A 15,261-nucleotide genomic window follows, 5' to 3' on the forward strand; every position below is an offset into this window, starting at 1 on the left:
CTGCTTCGTGCTCTGGTGCGGTGGGTCCTGCGCGGGTGGTGCGGGGTCAACTTCGGTGGGTGGCGGGCTTCGGCGGGCGGTGGGTCCTGCGTGGGTGGGGCGTGGGCTTCGGCGGGTAGTGGGTCCTGCGCGGGTGGTGCGGGGTGGGCGTCGGCGGGTGGTGCACTTCGGTCGGGTTTCGGCGGGTGGTGGGTGAGGTCGCGCGGGGTCAGGGGGTGGGTGTGCGGGCGGGTTCGGTGGTGCGGAAGCCGGGGGGTGCGACGTCGACGGCGCGTTCGTCCGGTTCGGTCAGGCGCCCCGCGGAGGCGTACGCGGCGCGTTCCCTGGCCGTCGGGGAGAGGGCCACGAAGGCCGAGGTGATGAAGAGGTAGGAGCCGAGGCCGACGGCGAGCGGGAAGATGAACTGCATGACCGTGGCCCCGGGGAGGACCGCGGCGGAGGGGGCGACCTCGACCCCGACGGCGAACATCCCGGTGTAGTGCATGCTGCTGACGGCCGCGCCCATCACCAGGGAGGCGACGGCGACCGCGGCGGGCGAGTGGATGTTGAGGGCGGCCCACAGGGCGGCGGTGGCGGCGACGACCGCGATGAGCACGGAGAGGCCGACGAGGACGGGGTCGTACGTCACCCGGCCGTGGAGGCGGAGGGCGGCCATGCCCATGTAGTGCATGCTCGCGACGCCGACGCCCGTGGTCAGTCCGCCGATCAGGAGCGAGCGGACCCGGTCCCGTCCGTAGCCGACGGCGAAGACGCCGACGCCGACGACGGCCATCGCGACGACGAGGCTGAGGATGGTGAGCGGAACGTCGTAGCGGATGTCGGTTCCGGTGACGCCGAAGCCGAGCATCGCGACGAAGTGCATCGTCCAGATGCCGGTGCCGATGGCGGAGGCGGCGGTGAGCAGCCAGTTCCGCCGCGACCGACCGGTCGCGTCGAGCGCCCGTACGGTGCAGCGCAGCCCGAGGGCGGCGCCGATGCAGGCCATCGCGTACGACAGCGCGGGTGTCAGCCAGCCGAAGGTGGCGTGGTCCAGGTGTCCCATGGCTCCGGGACGCTAGTCCGCACCGGGGGGCGCACCGGGGGCGCATTTCGAAAGCTGATGGAATATGACAGAGAGATGATCCCGAACGATCACGCCGAGTTCGAACGTGCACACAGAACGTTCACCCTTCCGTGTGCGCGATCATGAGCACATGAGCGATGACCCCACACACGTACGAGAGTTCTTCGGTGCCCGCGCGGCCGACTGGGACAGCCGGTTCCCGGACGACGGGCCCGCGTACGCCGCCGCCGTGGCAGAACTGGGCCTGCGCCCCGGGGACGCCGTGCTCGACGCCGGCTGCGGCACCGGCCGGGCGCTGCCGCCGCTCCGCGACGCCGTCGGCCCGACCGGCACCGTACTGGGCGCCGACCTCACCCCCGAAATGCTCGAACAGGCCATTCTGGCCGGGCGCGGTGGCCGGAACGCAGTAGGTGAGCCCGGCGGTGACGGCGGAATCGCGACCCTGCTGATCGCGGACGTCGGCCGCCTCCCCGTGCGGGACGGCGCCCTCGACGCCGTGTTCGGCGCCGGACTCGTCTCCCACCTGGCCGACCCGGTCGCCGACCTGCGCGAGCTGGCCCGTGTCGTACGCCCCGGCGGCCGGCTCGCGCTCTTCCACCCGATCGGCCGAGCCGCGCTCGCGGCCCGGCACGGCCGGCAGATCACCCCGGACGACCTGCGCGCCGAGCCGCGGCTGCGCCCGGTACTCGCCGAGGCCGGCTGGCGGCTGGTCAGTTACGTCGACGAGGACGCGCGCTATCTGGCCATGGCCGTACGCGAGTCCTGAACCGGCCGTCCCGGCCGGGGAGCACCGCCATGCGGAGCACACGCCGGCCGAACACTCCGCCACGGCGGGTGATCTTCGCACCGAACAGGTGATCCCATGATCGGCTCGGGGAACTCCTTCTGTCGTTTCTGCAGGTGAACCAGGCGCACACGGTACGAGTGCCCCGGGAAACAGGAGGAGAGGACGAGATGGCCCGCTACAGATGGACGGGCGGTGTGGCCCTCGGGGCGATGGCGCTGGGGGTCACCACCGTGACCGGCTTCGCGCCGACCCGGGACGGCGGTGAGGCCGGCGTGTCCGGGCCGACCGCGCACGAACGCGAGGTACGGGCGGCCGTCACGGAGGGGGCCTTCAGCGCCGACAACGGCGAACGCGTCACCACGGCCACGCGCACGCGTGCGGCGGCGGGTCAGGACGCGCGCGCTCCCGAGGACGACGCCGGCGAGGACTTCGGCGCCGAGCACGTCCGGGGCCGCGTCGCGCGGGTCCTGCCCGCCGCGCTCGCCCCCGTGTGCGGCAGTGGTTACGGCCGTGAAGTGACGTTTCCTCTCTTCGGTGACGTGACCGTCCAGGCCGTCGAGCAGTCCCGCTCCACGATCGGTTCCACGCTGATCTGGAACGGCGTCGTCACCGGCACCGTCGACCAGAACGTCGTCGTGACCCTGGAGGGCGGCTGCGACAAGACGCCCGGGAACGAGATCCTCAGCGCCCAGTTCATGCTGGGCGGCGACTCCTACGCCGTCGAGCCGCTCGCTCCGGGCCGGGTGATGATCGTCCAGCGCACCCCGCTCACCGACGAGGACGAGCCCCCGGCCGGCACCCCGCCCCGCGCGGCGATCGCCGCCGAGGCCCGCCGGCTGGCCTCCGCACCCCCGGCGCCCTCCCGCGCGGCTGCCCCCTGCAAGGGCGGCAAGGGGTACGCCCTCATCGACGTCCTGGTCGGCTACACCCCGGGCGCCCGTACGGAGGCGGGCGGCGACGCCCAGATCAAGGCCCTCGCGGCGCAGGGCATCTCGCTGGCCAACGACGCCTTCTCCGCGAGCGGCACCAAGGTGCGGCTGCGGCTCGTCGCCACCACCCCCGTCACCGTGTCCACCGCGCAGGACGGCGTCACGAACACCCTGCTCAGCGCGGTCGCCTCGCCCACCGACGGCGTCGCCGACAACATCCCGAAGCTGCGCGACCAGTACGGCGCCGACGTCGTCTCCGTCATCGCCGCCGGGCGTGCCGCCGGCGGCCTCGGCTACACGCCGCCCAACCCGGGCCCGTCCACGGCCGCGTGGGGCTACAACGTCGTGGGCCGGTCCGCCATCGGCAACTACTCCATGGGCCACGAGATCGGCCACAACATGAGCGCCGACCACGACCGCGTCACCCAGCCGGTGCAGCCCGAGAACGGCGCCACCGGCTACTTCCCGCCGAAGGGCGACTGGTCGTCCCTGATGGCGTACGAGTCGAGCTGCCGCAAGGCGACCAAGGGCGCGTGCAACCGGATCAACCACTTCACCAACCCGAAGCAGAAGTATCGCGGCGAGCCGATCGGCGTCCCGCTCGGCAATGCCAACCAGGCGGACAACTCCGACGTGCTGAGCCGTACCGGCGTCGCCGTCGCCGCGTACCGCGCCGCCAAGACCTCGGACGCGCTGTGCGCGGTGACCTCCTCCGTCTCGCCCGCCGGCGGCGGCACGGTCAAGGCGGCCACGCCCGGGCCGTACCCGCAGGGCACCAGCACGGTCCACTCGGCGGTCGCCGCCAAGGGGTACGTGTTCAGTGGCTGGAAGCTCGACGGCAAGGCGGTCACGGGTGGAGCGGCCAATTTCCGGGTGCCGGCCGGTGACCACACCCTGGTCGCCCTCTTCAAGAAGGGCACCACGCCGACCTCGAACGTCACCACCAAGACCAGCGGCAGCGGCACGGTCAAGAAGGCTCCCGCGAAGCGCGCCGAACTGGAAGGGGCCGACCTCCTCTACGAGGCCGTGCCCGCCGCCGGCTGGGACTTCGCGGGCTGGGAGCTCGACGGATCGAGCGCGGGCGGCGACGACACCATCGCCCTCGGCGTCGGCACCGACGACATGGAACTCACCGCGCTCTTCGAGCAGAAGCGGCACGCCCTGAAGGTGGAGTGCGAGGGCGGCCACGGCACCGTGTCGCTGTCGCAGGACGGCCCCTACTCCGACGGCGACACCGTCATCGCCACCGCCGTGCCCGACCCCGGGTTCGTGTTCATGGACTGGCTGCTCGACGGCGAGTCGTACGGCGGTGACGAGGAGCTCACGCAGGGCGAGACGGCCGTCACCTTCGAGGAGCAGGGCCACACCCTGACGGCGGTCTTCGGCCGCGCCTCCTAGGCACGCCTCCCCTGGTGTCCGGACCGTCGGCGACGCCGGCGGTCCGGACACCAGGGCACGGCGCCGCTCCCTGATCTCCGGTGTCAACGCACCCTTCTGTCACGGCACTTCACTGTCTACCGTGGACATGCCGGGCAGTCGTGCCCGGGAGAGGCGGCGGGCCGTGGCACCAGTACCGGAAAGACTGCGCAGACTCCTCCCCTCCGCACGGCGGGCACCCTCGGCCGCCGCGCCGGCGCCCCCGCGGCCCCGGCAGGGACACAACCTCTTCGAGGCGGCCGCCGCCTACGTGGCGGCCTGCGCCGAGGACGATCCGGCCCGCGCGGAGGAGGCGGCGAGCCGGGTGTCACCCGGCATGCTCAGCTTCGGCGTCAACGAGCTGGCCTGCCGGGCCCTGCTCACCCTCGCCCGCGAGCGGAACGAGACGCCGACCGCCGTCGCCCGTTCCCTCCTCGGCCTGCGCGCCGAGCCGCCCCGCCCGCCGGCGGGAGACGCCTGACCGGCGGGAGACGCCTGACCGGCGGGACCTGACCGGCGGGACCTGACCGGCCGGGTTCCGGGGCGAAGCCTCTCGACGTGCGGGTTACTCACTGGTTAAGGTGCGCCGACGACCGGATGGGGAGGCTGCAGTGGCTGGGACGGACCCGATCGCCGAGGCAGGGGCCGACGGCGACGCGGACGCGTTGTTCGTGCTGACCGCGGCGCTGCTGACGCCCGAGCGCTTCCTGAGCGTGCTCGGCGACGACTACCCGGCGGCCTGTGCCGCGCTGGGGCTCCAGCCGCACGCCCGGGGATACGGGCTCGTCTTCGGCCAGGACGGGCTCGGGGCGCGGTGGACGGTCGTCGTGGACGACGTCTCGCTCGTCGCCGTCGCGATCTCCTCCTGGGACTGCGGCATGGCGTACGACCTCTCCCCCGACGAGCGTTCGGTGGTCACCGGCCTGCCGGGCTGGCCGCTCGACCTGGCCAGCCGCGCTCCCGGCGTGCCGGACCCGCACGACCCCGAGCCCGAGGAGGGGGACCCGGATCCGCTGGTCCCGCCCTCCGGTACGGAGTGGGGCCCTGCCCAGCGCCGCCTCGGCGCCGACGAGGTGGCGCTCCACTGGGCGTCCTGGCGGGCCAGGAGGGACGAGGATTCGGCGGCCGACGCGCCGTCCGTCGACGAGGATTCGGCGGCCGACGCGCCGTCCCTCGACGAGGATTCCGCGGCCGACATGCCGGCCGTCGACGATGCCGCGGCCGCCCCCGACCCGTACGACGGCGTCAGGCGGGCGCTCGGGGAGCTCCAGGGCTACCTGGAGAAGGCGCCGCCCGTCGGCCGGGTCCGGGCCGACGCCGCCTCGGAGGACGGGGCGTGCACCCTGCGCGCGGACGGCCCCGGCTGGTCGCTGGCGGCCCGGAGTGACGACATGGCGTTCGTCCTCCTCGACGAGGTGCCCCGCGAGGTGCTGCCGGTGCCCCGGGGCCCCGAGCTGGCCGCGCTCCTCAAAGGCCTCTCCGCGCTGGCCGTGCGCCCGTCCTGACCGGCTCCGAACTCAGGTCACCGCGTGCCCGTACTCGGCCGCGAGGCCGTCGAGCTCCGGGTCGCCGTACACGGACCTCAGCGTCCCGAACGCGGCGACCTTCTCGGCGCCGAAGCGGCTGACGGCCACCGTGTAGGTCTCGGGGGACACGAAGCGCGGCGGGGTGCTCTTGCTGTGGAACTTGTCCGCGTACATGACGAGGCGCTCCTCCGGGCTGACGGCGACGTAGTCGGCCGGAGGCAGCGGCAGGCCCTGCGTGAGGATGTCCTCCTTGGTGAGGCCGACGCCGGTGTGGCAGGAGCAGAACCGGCAGAGCACCTCGGGGAGGCCTTCGGAGGCGAGGAGCTCGTGGCCGAGCATGCCGTGGAGCACGTAGCTGCGGCCGTCGCGGCGCCCCTCGGAGTCGTACAGGCGGTAGACGCCGATGTCGTGGAGGAGGCATCCCGCCCGGACCAGCTCCGGGTCCACGTCCCGGTCCGCGCCGCGTGACATGAGGTGCTGGGCCACCTTCCACACGATCTCGCAGTGGGTGAAGACGCGTTCGAAGGCCGCTTCGTCGGGGGCGTACTTGAGGTGCAGTGCGCGGATGTCGTCCGTCGTGGAGATCTCCATCCCGGCAGGGTAGCGAGTGGGGTCGACGGAAGACCGGCGCGTTCGGCGCCCACATGGGGCGATGGGCCGAGGTGTGGTTCCGAACCATGGTCCGGGGGTGGAAGGGGACCGCACGATGTGGCGCTGTACATCGTCACGTCGTCCCATCGGAGGCCCACCATGCGCCTGTTCCCAGGCGTCTCCCTGTTCGCCGCGCTGCTGACCGGGGTCACCGTCCTCGCTCCCGCGAGCCCCGCCGGGGCCTCGGAGGGGTCCGCCGCGCACTGCGCGCGGCAGGACCGGCTCCGGGTGCCCGGCGCCGAACACCAGCAAGCCGCGTGTCTGGAGGACCTGACGACCGCGGGGCTCGCCGGCACGTCGTACACCGACACGGCGGACCAGGCGGGTCTGGCCGCGAAGGGGACCCGTAACCCCTCGGGGGTACCGGGCCTGCAGATCGACGGGTACTTCCCCGACGACTCGCGGCTGAACGCCACCCACGGCTGGGCGCACGACGCGCAGTTCGTGATCCGGCTGCCCGACGACTGGAACGGCGGGCTCGTCGTCACCGGTGCGCCGGGCACGCGGCGCCAGTACTCGACGGACGCGCTCATCTCCGACCAGGTCCTCGCGCAGGGGTACGCGTACGCGGCCACCGACAAGGGCAACACCGGGCCGAACTTCTTCACCGACGGGCAGGAGCCGGGCGACGCGGTCGCCGAGTGGAACCGCCGCGTGACCGAGCTGACCCGGGCGGCCAAGAAGGCGGTACGGCAGAGGTACGGGAAGGGCCCCGAGCACACGTACATGACGGGCATCTCCAATGCCGGCTATCTGACGCGCTGGCAGCTGGAGAACCGGCCCGAGCTGTACGACGGCGGGGTCGACTGGGAGGGCGTGCTGTGGACCACGCGCGGCCCGAACCTGCTGACCAGCCTGCCGGTCACGGTGGCGCGGTCGCAGGGCCTGGCCACCGACGACGATCTGATCGCGGCGGGCTTCGCGCCCGGCTCGCGCTTCCTGTGGCCGTACCACGAGAAGGCGTACTGGGGGCTGACGCAGAAGATGTTCCGGGTCGAGTTCGACCCGGCGTACGACCCGGCCTGCCCCGGCGCCTCGATCGGCGGCACGGTGGAGCAGATCCTCGCGCCGTGCGCCTCGGACGCCTCCTACGACTACGCGTCCCGTCCCGCCGCCGTGCACCGCGCGGTCGCGAAGGTCGCGCTGACCGGCAGGATCGGCAAGCCGCTCATCACCCTGCACGGCGACCTCGACACCCTGCTGCCGATCGCGACCGACTCCGATGTGTACGCCGGGATGATCGAGGCGCGCCGGCGCGGAGGACTGCACCGGTACTACACGGTGCAGGGCGGGACGCACACGGACGGCCTGTACGACACCTACCCGGACCGGCTGCGTCCGATCCTGCCGTGCTACCGCTCGGCGTTCGACGCGCTGACCGGCTGGGTCGAGGAGGGTACGGCTCCGCCCGCGGACCGCACGATCGCGCGGCCGGCGGGCGGTGACCTGGTCAACTCCTGCTCTCTGGAGCAGTGAGCGGGATGCGCGGCTGAGCCCCCGGGGCTCAGACCCGCTCCAGCGGAAGGTGCGGCTCCGCCGGGAGTTCGACCGTGATCGAGTCGCCGGGGCCGACCTTCCCGCCGGTCAGCACGATGCCCATGATCCCGGCCTTGCGGACGATCTCGCCGTTCTCGTCACGGCCGACGACCTGCTTGAGCAGTCCGTGCCGGAAGTTGTCGATCTGGGCGCAGGGATTGCGCAGTCCGGTGACCTCGACGACCGCCTCGGCACCGATCCTCAGGACGGTGCCGGTGGGCAGGCCGAGGAGGTCGATCCCCCGGGTCGTGATGTTCTCCCCGAGGTCACCGGGCTCGACCTCGAAGCCGGCGTCCGCGACCTCGTCGAAGAGCTCGGCGTGGATGAGGTGCACCTGCCGCAGGTTGGGCTGGGTGGGGTCCTGCGCGACGCGGGAACGGTGCTTCACCGTGACGCCCGCGTGGACGTCGCCCTCCACCCCGAGCCCGGTGAGGAGCGTGATGTCCTCCCGGTTCGGCTTGGTGAACGAGTAGGTGCCGTTGCTGCTGACCGTCGTGACGGTGCCGCCGCTCATGGTGAGAGCTCCCCCTTCGCTGTCCGTCCGGGCGGCGGCCGACCGCCCGCCCGGACCGATGATCACATCGCGCCCTGCGGGTACGACCCTACTCGGCGCCCTCGGAGCGGAGCGGCGCGCCCACCTCGTGCAGGTGGCCGAGGGCCTGGCGGTACGAGTCGACGAAGCCCGTCTCCGTGTACGGCACGCCGAGCGCGGCGCAGTGGGCCTTGACGGCGGGCTGGGCAAGCCGGAGGTGGGGGCGCGGCATGCTCGGGAAGAGGTGGTGCTCGACCTGGTAGTTGAGCCCGCCGAGGAACCAGTCGGTCAGGGCGCCGCCACGGATGTTGCGCGAGGTGAGGACCTGTCGGCGCAGATGGCCCCAGCTGTCGCCGTCCTCGTGCTCGTCCGGCCGCTCCATGCCCTTGTGGTTGGGCGCGAAGGCCATGCCCAGGTGCACGCCGAGCAGCATCTGGTGGACGAGCGCGAAGACCAGGGCCTGGGCGGGGGTGAGCAGGGTGAGGAGGAGGGCGGCGTATCCGGCGAAGTGGGCCAGGAGCAGGCCGCCTTCGACGAGGCGCTCTCGCCGGGTGCGGCACGGGCCGTCCTTCGCGAGCAGGGCCTGGACCCCGTACACCTTCAGGGCGATGCCCTCAAGGGTCGTCAGCGGGAAGAACAGCCAGGCCTGGTGACGGGTCAGGAAGCCGCGCAGACCGGTGCGGCCGGCCGTCTGGTGCTCGGCGAAGACGAGGATGTCCGCCGCCACGTCGGGGTCCTTGTCGAGGTGGTTCGGGTTGGCGTGGTGGCGGTTGTGCTTGTCGTTCCACCATTCCCGGCTCATCCCGAGCAGGAGGTTGGCGTGGACGAGCTGGATGATCCGGCTCGCCCGCCGGTCGGCGGTGATCTGCGCGTGGCCCGCGTCATGGCCGACGAACGCCGCCCGGGCGGACAGCAGGGCCAGGGGGACCGCGAGGAGCAGCGCCCACCAGGAGGGGCCGATCAGGGCGAGGCCGGCCACGACGGCGGCGAAGCCGAGCAGGTTGACGGCGATGCCCCGGGCGTACCAGCCAGGCCGGTGTTCGAGGAGTCCCTGCTCCCTGACCGTGCGCAGGAGCGGGCTGAACTCGCTGGCGCCCTTGGCACGGCCTGGCTTCGCCGTGATGACCGTGGGAACCGCCACGGACGGCGCGGGGGCCGGGGGCAGGACGGTGGCCTGGGACATGAGGGGCTCCGGTTCTGTCGGTCAGGGGTGTCGGGCGCTGCTGGGCGTCTACCGAGAACGTACGGATCCGTGATCGTCCGGGGCCATGGCGTCACCACCCGTCCCCGACAGGGGGCGACCCGGGGTGCGGGGGTGGGGACAGCCCCACCCCCTGCCCCTGTGAGGCGGATCACGGCGGTTGATGACGTGTCAGGGGTGGACGGCGGGGTATCCTCGGCCGCTCGAACCCCAGGTAGTCAAATTTGAGGAATGCGTTGTCGCTGTCGCACGGACCCCATGATTCGGCCCGCGAACCCGCTCCCGCTCCCCTTCTCGCCCAGGAACAACCCGCCCCCGCACTCACCCGCCACGCCGCCGTGTTCCTTCCCGCCGATCCGCCGCGCGCCGGCCGGATCGCCTTCTGGTCGCCGGACGGCGACGAGCTGCCCGAGGCCTGCGGGCCGGCCGAGGTGCGGGAGCTCACCGTCGTCGACGCCGTCGACCACCAGCCCGTGACCGTCCCCGCGCACACCCTTTCCGTACGGGACGCCCTGCCGTTGCTGATCCGCGCGCGGTTCTCGGAGTCCGCCTCGCCGGCGGGGGCCTTCTGGGGCGCCGCTTCGCTCCTCGCCCTCGACGTCGTCTCCCGTGGCCTCCTGCTGCCCGGCGTCTCCCCCGGCGACCACGACGCCTGGCGTGCGGGGCCGCTGGGCCCCGGCGAGCTGGCGGAACTCCGGACGCTCGCCGCGTCGATGCCGCCCACCGCCCACGCCGTACCGCTCTCCCTCGACGAGCCGCTGCTGCTGCCCGACCCGGAGGCGCTGCTGCGCGCCTTCGCCGACGCGGTCGCGGACACCCTCCCCCGTACCCCCGCAGCTCCGCTCGCCGCCGGTGGCCCCGCCTTCGCCGCCGACGAGCCTCAGACGGTCGCCGAGCACCGGGCGTGGGCCGCCGACGTGGCGGCCGTCCACGACGCGGGCGTACGGCTGTCGCTGCGCATCGAACTGCCCGGCTTCACCGCCGAGTCCGCCGAGGCACCGGCCTTCCGGGCCGTGCTCCAGCTGCACGGCGTCGCCGACCCGACCCTGGTCGCGGACGCGGCGGAGGTGTGGGCGGGCTCCGGACCGGCCGGGGCCGCCTTCGGGCCGCGAGCCCGGATGGACGCGCTGCTCGCCCTGCGGCGCGCCGCCCGTGCCTGGCCCGCGCTGACCCCGCTGCTCTCGGCGGCCGTTCCCGACACCGTCGAACTCGCCGACGAGGAGATCGCCGAACTCCTGGGCCCGGCCGCCCGCGCCCTCGCGGCGACGGGCGTCCAGGTGCACTGGCCGCGCGAGCTCGCGGACCGGCTGACCTCGCGCGGGGCGATCGGCCCGCTTGAGGCGGACGAACGGGCCGCCGCACCCGCCGGTGCGGACGAGGGGCACGCGGTCTCCGCCCTCCCCTCGTTCCTGTCGGCCGACGCGCTGCTCGGTTTCCACTGGCGATTCGCCGTCGGTGACCAGGAACTGACCCGGGCGGAGCTCGACGCTCTGGCCGAGGCCGGACGGCCGCTCGTCCGGCTGCGCGACCGCTGGGTCCTCGTCGACCCGGCCGACGTGCGGAAGGCGAGGGACCGGCAGGACCGCAAGCTGACGCCGGTCGACGCCCTCGCGGCCGTCCTCACCGGCACGACCGAGGTCGACGGGCGCCCGGTCGAGGTGGCGGCGACCGGCTGGCTGGAACGGCTTCGCGAACGGCTGGCCGACCCCGAGGGCGGCCGGCCCGAGATCGCGCAGCCCGCCGCGCTCGCCGCGACCCTGCGCGACTACCAGCTGCGCGGGTTCGACTGGCTGCACCGGATGACCTCGCTCGGCCTCGGCGGCTGCCTCGCCGACGACATGGGCCTCGGCAAGACGATCACCCTCATCGCGCTCCACCTCCACCGCCAGACCGACCCGGCCGCCGCGGGCCCCACGCTCGTCGTCTGTCCCACCTCGCTCATGGGCAACTGGCAGCGGGAGATCGAGAAGTTCGCGCCCGGCACACCGGTGCGCCGCTTCCACGGCGCCACCCGCGACCTGGACGAGCTCGCCGACGGCGGCTTCGTCCTCACCACCTACGGCACCATGCGCCTCGACGCCGAACGGCTCGCCGCACACGACTGGGGACTCGTCGTCGCGGACGAGGCCCAGCACGTCAAGAACCCGTACTCGGCGACCGCCCGGCAGCTGCGGACGATCCGGGCACGCGCACGCGTGGCGCTGTCCGGCACCCCCGTGGAGAACAACCTCTCGGAACTGTGGGCGATCCTCGACTGGACCACGCCAGGGCTGCTCGGCACCCTGGGCGCGTTCCGGACCCGCTTCGCCGCCGCCGTCGAAGGCGGTGCTGACCCGGCCGCCGCCGAACGGCTCGCGGCCCTCGTCCGCCCGTTCCTGCTGCGCCGCCGCAAGTCCGATCCCGGCATCGCCCCCGAACTGCCGCCGAAGACGGAGACCGACCGCGCCGTCTCCCTGACACCGGAGCAGGCCGGCCTCTACGAGGCCGTCGTACGGGAGACCCTGGCCGACATCGCCGACGCCGACGGCATGGAACGCCGGGGCCTCGTCATGCAGCTCCTGACCGCCCTCAAGCAGATCTGCAACCACCCCGCCCAGTACCTCAAGGAGGAGCGGCCGAGGATCGAAGGCCGCTCGGGCAAGCTCGAACTGCTCGACGAACTGCTCGACACCATCCTCGCCGAGGACGCCCGGACGCTGGTCTTCACCCAGTACGTGGGCATGGCCCGGATCCTGGAGGCGCATCTGGCGGCGCGGGGCGTGCGCACGCAGTTCCTGCACGGCGGAACGCCCGTCGCCGAACGGGAAGCCATGGTCGCGCGCTTCCAGAACGGTGACGTCCCCGTCTTCCTCCTCTCCCTCAAGGCGGCCGGTACCGGCCTCAACCTCACCCGCGCCGAGCACGTCGTCCACTACGACCGCTGGTGGAATCCGGCCGTCGAGGCACAGGCCACCGACCGCGCCTACCGGATCGGCCAGGACCGCCCGGTCCAGGTCCACCGGCTCATCGCCGAGGGCACGGTCGAGGACCGCATCGCGGCCATGCTCGACCGCAAGAAGGAACTCGCCGACAGCGTCCTCGGCGCGGACTCGGACGCCCCGAGGGAACTGACCGAACTGACCGATGCCGAACTGGCGGAGCTGGTGCGACTGCGAGGGGACGGACGATGAGCGGGGCGGGAAACGAGTACGGGGACGAGTACGGACCCGGCGGGGACGGCGGCGGATCGTACGGCGGGCACGGCGGCGGATCGTACGGCGGGCACGAGGCCGCTCCGGGCCCCGGGCACGGCGGCGACGAGCGGACGTTCACGGCGCTGCCGCCGACGCAGGGCACGGCCTTCGCCCGGACCTGGTGGGGCCGGGCCTGGCTCAAGGCCCTGGAGGACACCGCGCTCGACGGGGTGCAGCTGAAGGCCGGGCGCCGCCACGCGCGCGCGGGAGCGGTGGGTGCCGTGACCGTACGGCCCGGCCGGATCACGGCGGTCGTCAAGGACCGCGACGGCACGGCGTACCGCAGCGACGTCCTGGTGCGGGAGCTCTCGGAGGACGAGTGGGAGCGGCTCCTCGACCTCGCCGTGGACAGCGCGGGGCACATCGCGGCGCTCCTCGACCGCGAGATGCCCCCGCATCTGGTGGAGGACGCCGCGGCCGCCGGTCTCGACCTGCTGCCGGGCATCGGCGACCTGGAGCCGGAGTGCGGCTGCGAGGCCTGGGACCACTGCCCGCACACCTCGGCGCTCTGCTACCAGGTCGCGCGGCTGCTCGACGAGGACCCCTTCGTGCTGCTCCTGATGCGCGGCCGCGGCGAACGCACCCTCCTCCACGAGCTCCAGGCCCGCAGCGCCGCCCGCGCCCTCGCTCCGAGCGGCGGGCGCCAGGGCGACGACGGGCCCGCCGAGGACGCTCCGGCGGGTGTCGGCGGCATGGCGGGCGTCCCCGCCGCCGAGGCGTACGCGGAGTCCTTCCTCCTGCCGCCTCTGCCCGACCCCCCGGCCGCCCCTGCCGCACCCGGCGTCTCGCCCTCGCTGGACACGGAGACGGACCCCGAGCCCGGCGTCGACCCGACGGCGCTGGAGTTCCTCGCGACGGACGCGGCGGCCCGGGCCCATCGGATGCTGGTGGCGTCCCTCGCCTCGTCCGGCACCGCCGCACCGGAGCTGACGGCCACTCAGGACGCGGTACGGCTCGCGGCCGACTCCCCCGTGTCATGGATCACGGCCCGGCTGGCCTCCGGTTCCGGCCGGACTCCGGCCGAGCTGGACCTCGCCACGCGCGCGTGGCGCCTCGGCGGGGCCGCCGCCCTCTCCGTACTGGAGGAGGAGTGGACCCCGGACGCGGAAGGCCTCGCCTGGGCGGAGACGCGGCTGGCCGATGCGTGGGAGGACGACGAGCGGCCGGCCCTGCGACGGTCCGCGGGCTGCCGGTGGACGACCGGGAGCGACGACACGCAGCTGCGGCTCGGCTCGGACGGCCGCTGGTGGCCGTACGCCAGGGAAGGCGCGCACTGGTCGCCCGCGGGGCCGGCGGACCGGGATCCGGCCGTCGCGCTGGCGACGGCGCTGACAGCGGGTGCGGCGGGCGAGAGCGCGTAGGCCCACCGGGGCGCGCCGGCCCAGTCCCGGCCACCCGCCCGGCCCGGCCCAGGCGCAGCGCCACGGGCTCCACAGGCGCTGCGGAACTCCGGCGCGCGCCGGACATGGCCGGGCGGCCCCGAGGTTCCGGGGCCGCACCGGTGCCGCCTCGGTGCCTACAGGCCGAGCTGGCGCTCGGCGCCTTCCACGGTCTGGGCGAGGAGGACGGCGATGGTCATGGGGCCGACGCCGCCGGGGACGGGGGTGATGAGGGAGGCGCGCTCGGCGGCGGAGGCGAAGTCGACGTCGCCGATGTTGCCGGGGTTGTAGCCGGCGTCGATGACGACGGCGCCCGGCTTGATGTCCTCGCCCTTGATGAAGTTCGGCTTGCCGACGGCGGCGACGAGGATGTCGGCCTCGCGGACGACGGAGGAGAGGTCCTTGGTGCGCGAGTGGCAGTAGGTGACGGTGGCGTCGCGGCCGAGGAGGAGAAGACCGGCCGGCTTGCCGAGGATCGCGCTGCGGCCGACGACGACGGCACGCTTGCCGCTGAGCTCGACGTCGTACGCGTCGAGGAGGCGCATGATGCCGCCGGGCGTGCAGGAGACGAAGCCGGGGAGGCCGAAGCCCATGGCGGCGAAGGAGGCCATGGTGACGCCGTCGACGTCCTTCTCAGGGGCGATGGCCTCGAAGGCGGCGCGCTCGTCGATGTGCGGGCCGACGGGGTGCTGGAGGAGGATGCCGTGGACCTCGGGGTCCTCGGACAGCGCGGTGATCGCGGCGACGAGTTCCTCGGTCGTCGTGGACGCGGGGAGCTCGACGTGCTTGGAGCGGATTCCGGCCTTCGCGCAGCGGTTCTGCTTCATCTTCACGTACGTGACGGAGGCGGGATCCTCGCCGACGAGGACGGTCGCGAGACACGGCGTGACGCCGGTGCGGCGGGTGATCTCGGCGGCGCGGGCGGCGGTCTCCTCGACCGTGCGGCGGGCGAGGGCCGTGCCGTCCATGAGGGTGGCGGTGCTGGTGGACATGGCTGCTCCTGGGCGT

The 15,261-nt window shown here is 73.6% G+C and carries 12 protein-coding genes; 7 read left to right on the plus strand and 5 right to left on the minus strand.

Features of this window, described 5'->3' with window-relative positions; translation table 11 throughout:
- Positions 1–208 precede the first annotated feature (208 nt).
- The gene (locus tag ACZ7G1_RS16240; protein WP_470881529.1) at positions 209–1,042 is read right to left on the minus strand and encodes an MHYT domain-containing protein; all 834 of its coding nucleotides are present in this window, start codon (positions 1,040–1,042) and stop codon (positions 209–211) included.
- 151 nt (positions 1,043–1,193) lie between these two features.
- Here ACZ7G1_RS16240 and ACZ7G1_RS16245 point away from each other — a divergent pair, with 151 nt between their 5' ends.
- The 4 genes from ACZ7G1_RS16245 (at position 1,194) to ACZ7G1_RS16260 (ending at position 5,700) form a co-directional block, all read left to right on the plus strand.
- Complete coding sequence (locus ACZ7G1_RS16245; RefSeq protein WP_470881527.1) at positions 1,194–1,829, plus strand: class I SAM-dependent methyltransferase; 636 nt, start codon at positions 1,194–1,196, stop codon at positions 1,827–1,829.
- Between the two features lie 188 nt (positions 1,830–2,017).
- Positions 2,018–4,177 (plus strand): InlB B-repeat-containing protein, encoded by a 2,160-nt coding sequence (locus ACZ7G1_RS16250; RefSeq protein ID WP_470881525.1) that lies wholly within the window; start codon positions 2,018–2,020, stop codon positions 4,175–4,177.
- Positions 4,178–4,340: 163 nt separating this feature from the next.
- Complete coding sequence (locus tag ACZ7G1_RS16255) at positions 4,341–4,676, plus strand: hypothetical protein (protein ID WP_470881830.1); 336 nt, start codon at positions 4,341–4,343, stop codon at positions 4,674–4,676.
- Between the two features lie 130 nt (positions 4,677–4,806).
- Positions 4,807–5,700: a hypothetical protein gene (locus ACZ7G1_RS16260; RefSeq protein ID WP_470881828.1), complete on the plus strand. Its 894-nt coding sequence runs from the start codon at positions 4,807–4,809 to the stop codon at positions 5,698–5,700.
- 12 nt (positions 5,701–5,712) lie between these two features.
- Here ACZ7G1_RS16260 and ACZ7G1_RS16265 read toward each other — a convergent pair whose 3' ends face one another.
- A complete protein-coding gene (locus ACZ7G1_RS16265; RefSeq protein WP_470881827.1) occupies positions 5,713–6,312 on the minus strand; it encodes an HD domain-containing protein in 600 nt (199 codons plus the stop codon).
- A gap of 159 nt (positions 6,313–6,471) precedes the next feature.
- On the opposite strand from ACZ7G1_RS16265, the gene ACZ7G1_RS16270 reads away from it, so the two are divergent.
- Entirely contained in the window at positions 6,472–7,848 is a 1,377-nt protein-coding gene (locus ACZ7G1_RS16270) for a tannase/feruloyl esterase family alpha/beta hydrolase (protein ID WP_470881825.1), read from the plus strand.
- A gap of 28 nt (positions 7,849–7,876) precedes the next feature.
- Here ACZ7G1_RS16270 and ACZ7G1_RS16275 read toward each other — a convergent pair whose 3' ends face one another.
- Both ACZ7G1_RS16275 and ACZ7G1_RS16280 read right to left on the minus strand, forming a co-directional pair.
- A complete protein-coding gene (locus ACZ7G1_RS16275) occupies positions 7,877–8,422 on the minus strand; it encodes an MOSC domain-containing protein (protein ID WP_470881823.1) in 546 nt (181 codons plus the stop codon).
- Positions 8,423–8,510: 88 nt separating this feature from the next.
- The gene (locus ACZ7G1_RS16280) at positions 8,511–9,623 is read right to left on the minus strand and encodes a fatty acid desaturase family protein (protein WP_470881821.1); all 1,113 of its coding nucleotides are present in this window, start codon (positions 9,621–9,623) and stop codon (positions 8,511–8,513) included.
- Between the two features lie 356 nt (positions 9,624–9,979).
- Here ACZ7G1_RS16280 and ACZ7G1_RS16285 point away from each other — a divergent pair, with 356 nt between their 5' ends.
- Both ACZ7G1_RS16285 and ACZ7G1_RS16290 read left to right on the plus strand, forming a co-directional pair.
- Positions 9,980–12,811 carry a DEAD/DEAH box helicase gene (locus ACZ7G1_RS16285; RefSeq protein ID WP_470881820.1) on the plus strand — a complete coding sequence of 944 codons (2,832 nt, stop codon included), beginning with the start codon at positions 9,980–9,982 and terminating at the stop codon, positions 12,809–12,811.
- Positions 12,808–14,235 carry an SWIM zinc finger family protein gene (locus tag ACZ7G1_RS16290; protein ID WP_470881818.1) on the plus strand — a complete coding sequence of 476 codons (1,428 nt, stop codon included), beginning with the start codon at positions 12,808–12,810 and terminating at the stop codon, positions 14,233–14,235. Before ACZ7G1_RS16285 ends, ACZ7G1_RS16290 begins: the two co-directional genes overlap by 4 nt.
- Positions 14,236–14,390: 155 nt before the next feature.
- Here ACZ7G1_RS16290 and ACZ7G1_RS16295 read toward each other — a convergent pair whose 3' ends face one another.
- A complete protein-coding gene (locus ACZ7G1_RS16295; protein ID WP_470881816.1) occupies positions 14,391–15,245 on the minus strand; it encodes a bifunctional 5,10-methylenetetrahydrofolate dehydrogenase/5,10-methenyltetrahydrofolate cyclohydrolase in 855 nt (284 codons plus the stop codon).
- Between the last annotated feature and the right edge of the window lie 16 nt (positions 15,246–15,261).

It is taken from the genome of Streptomyces sp. NPDC037273, assembly GCF_055603625.1.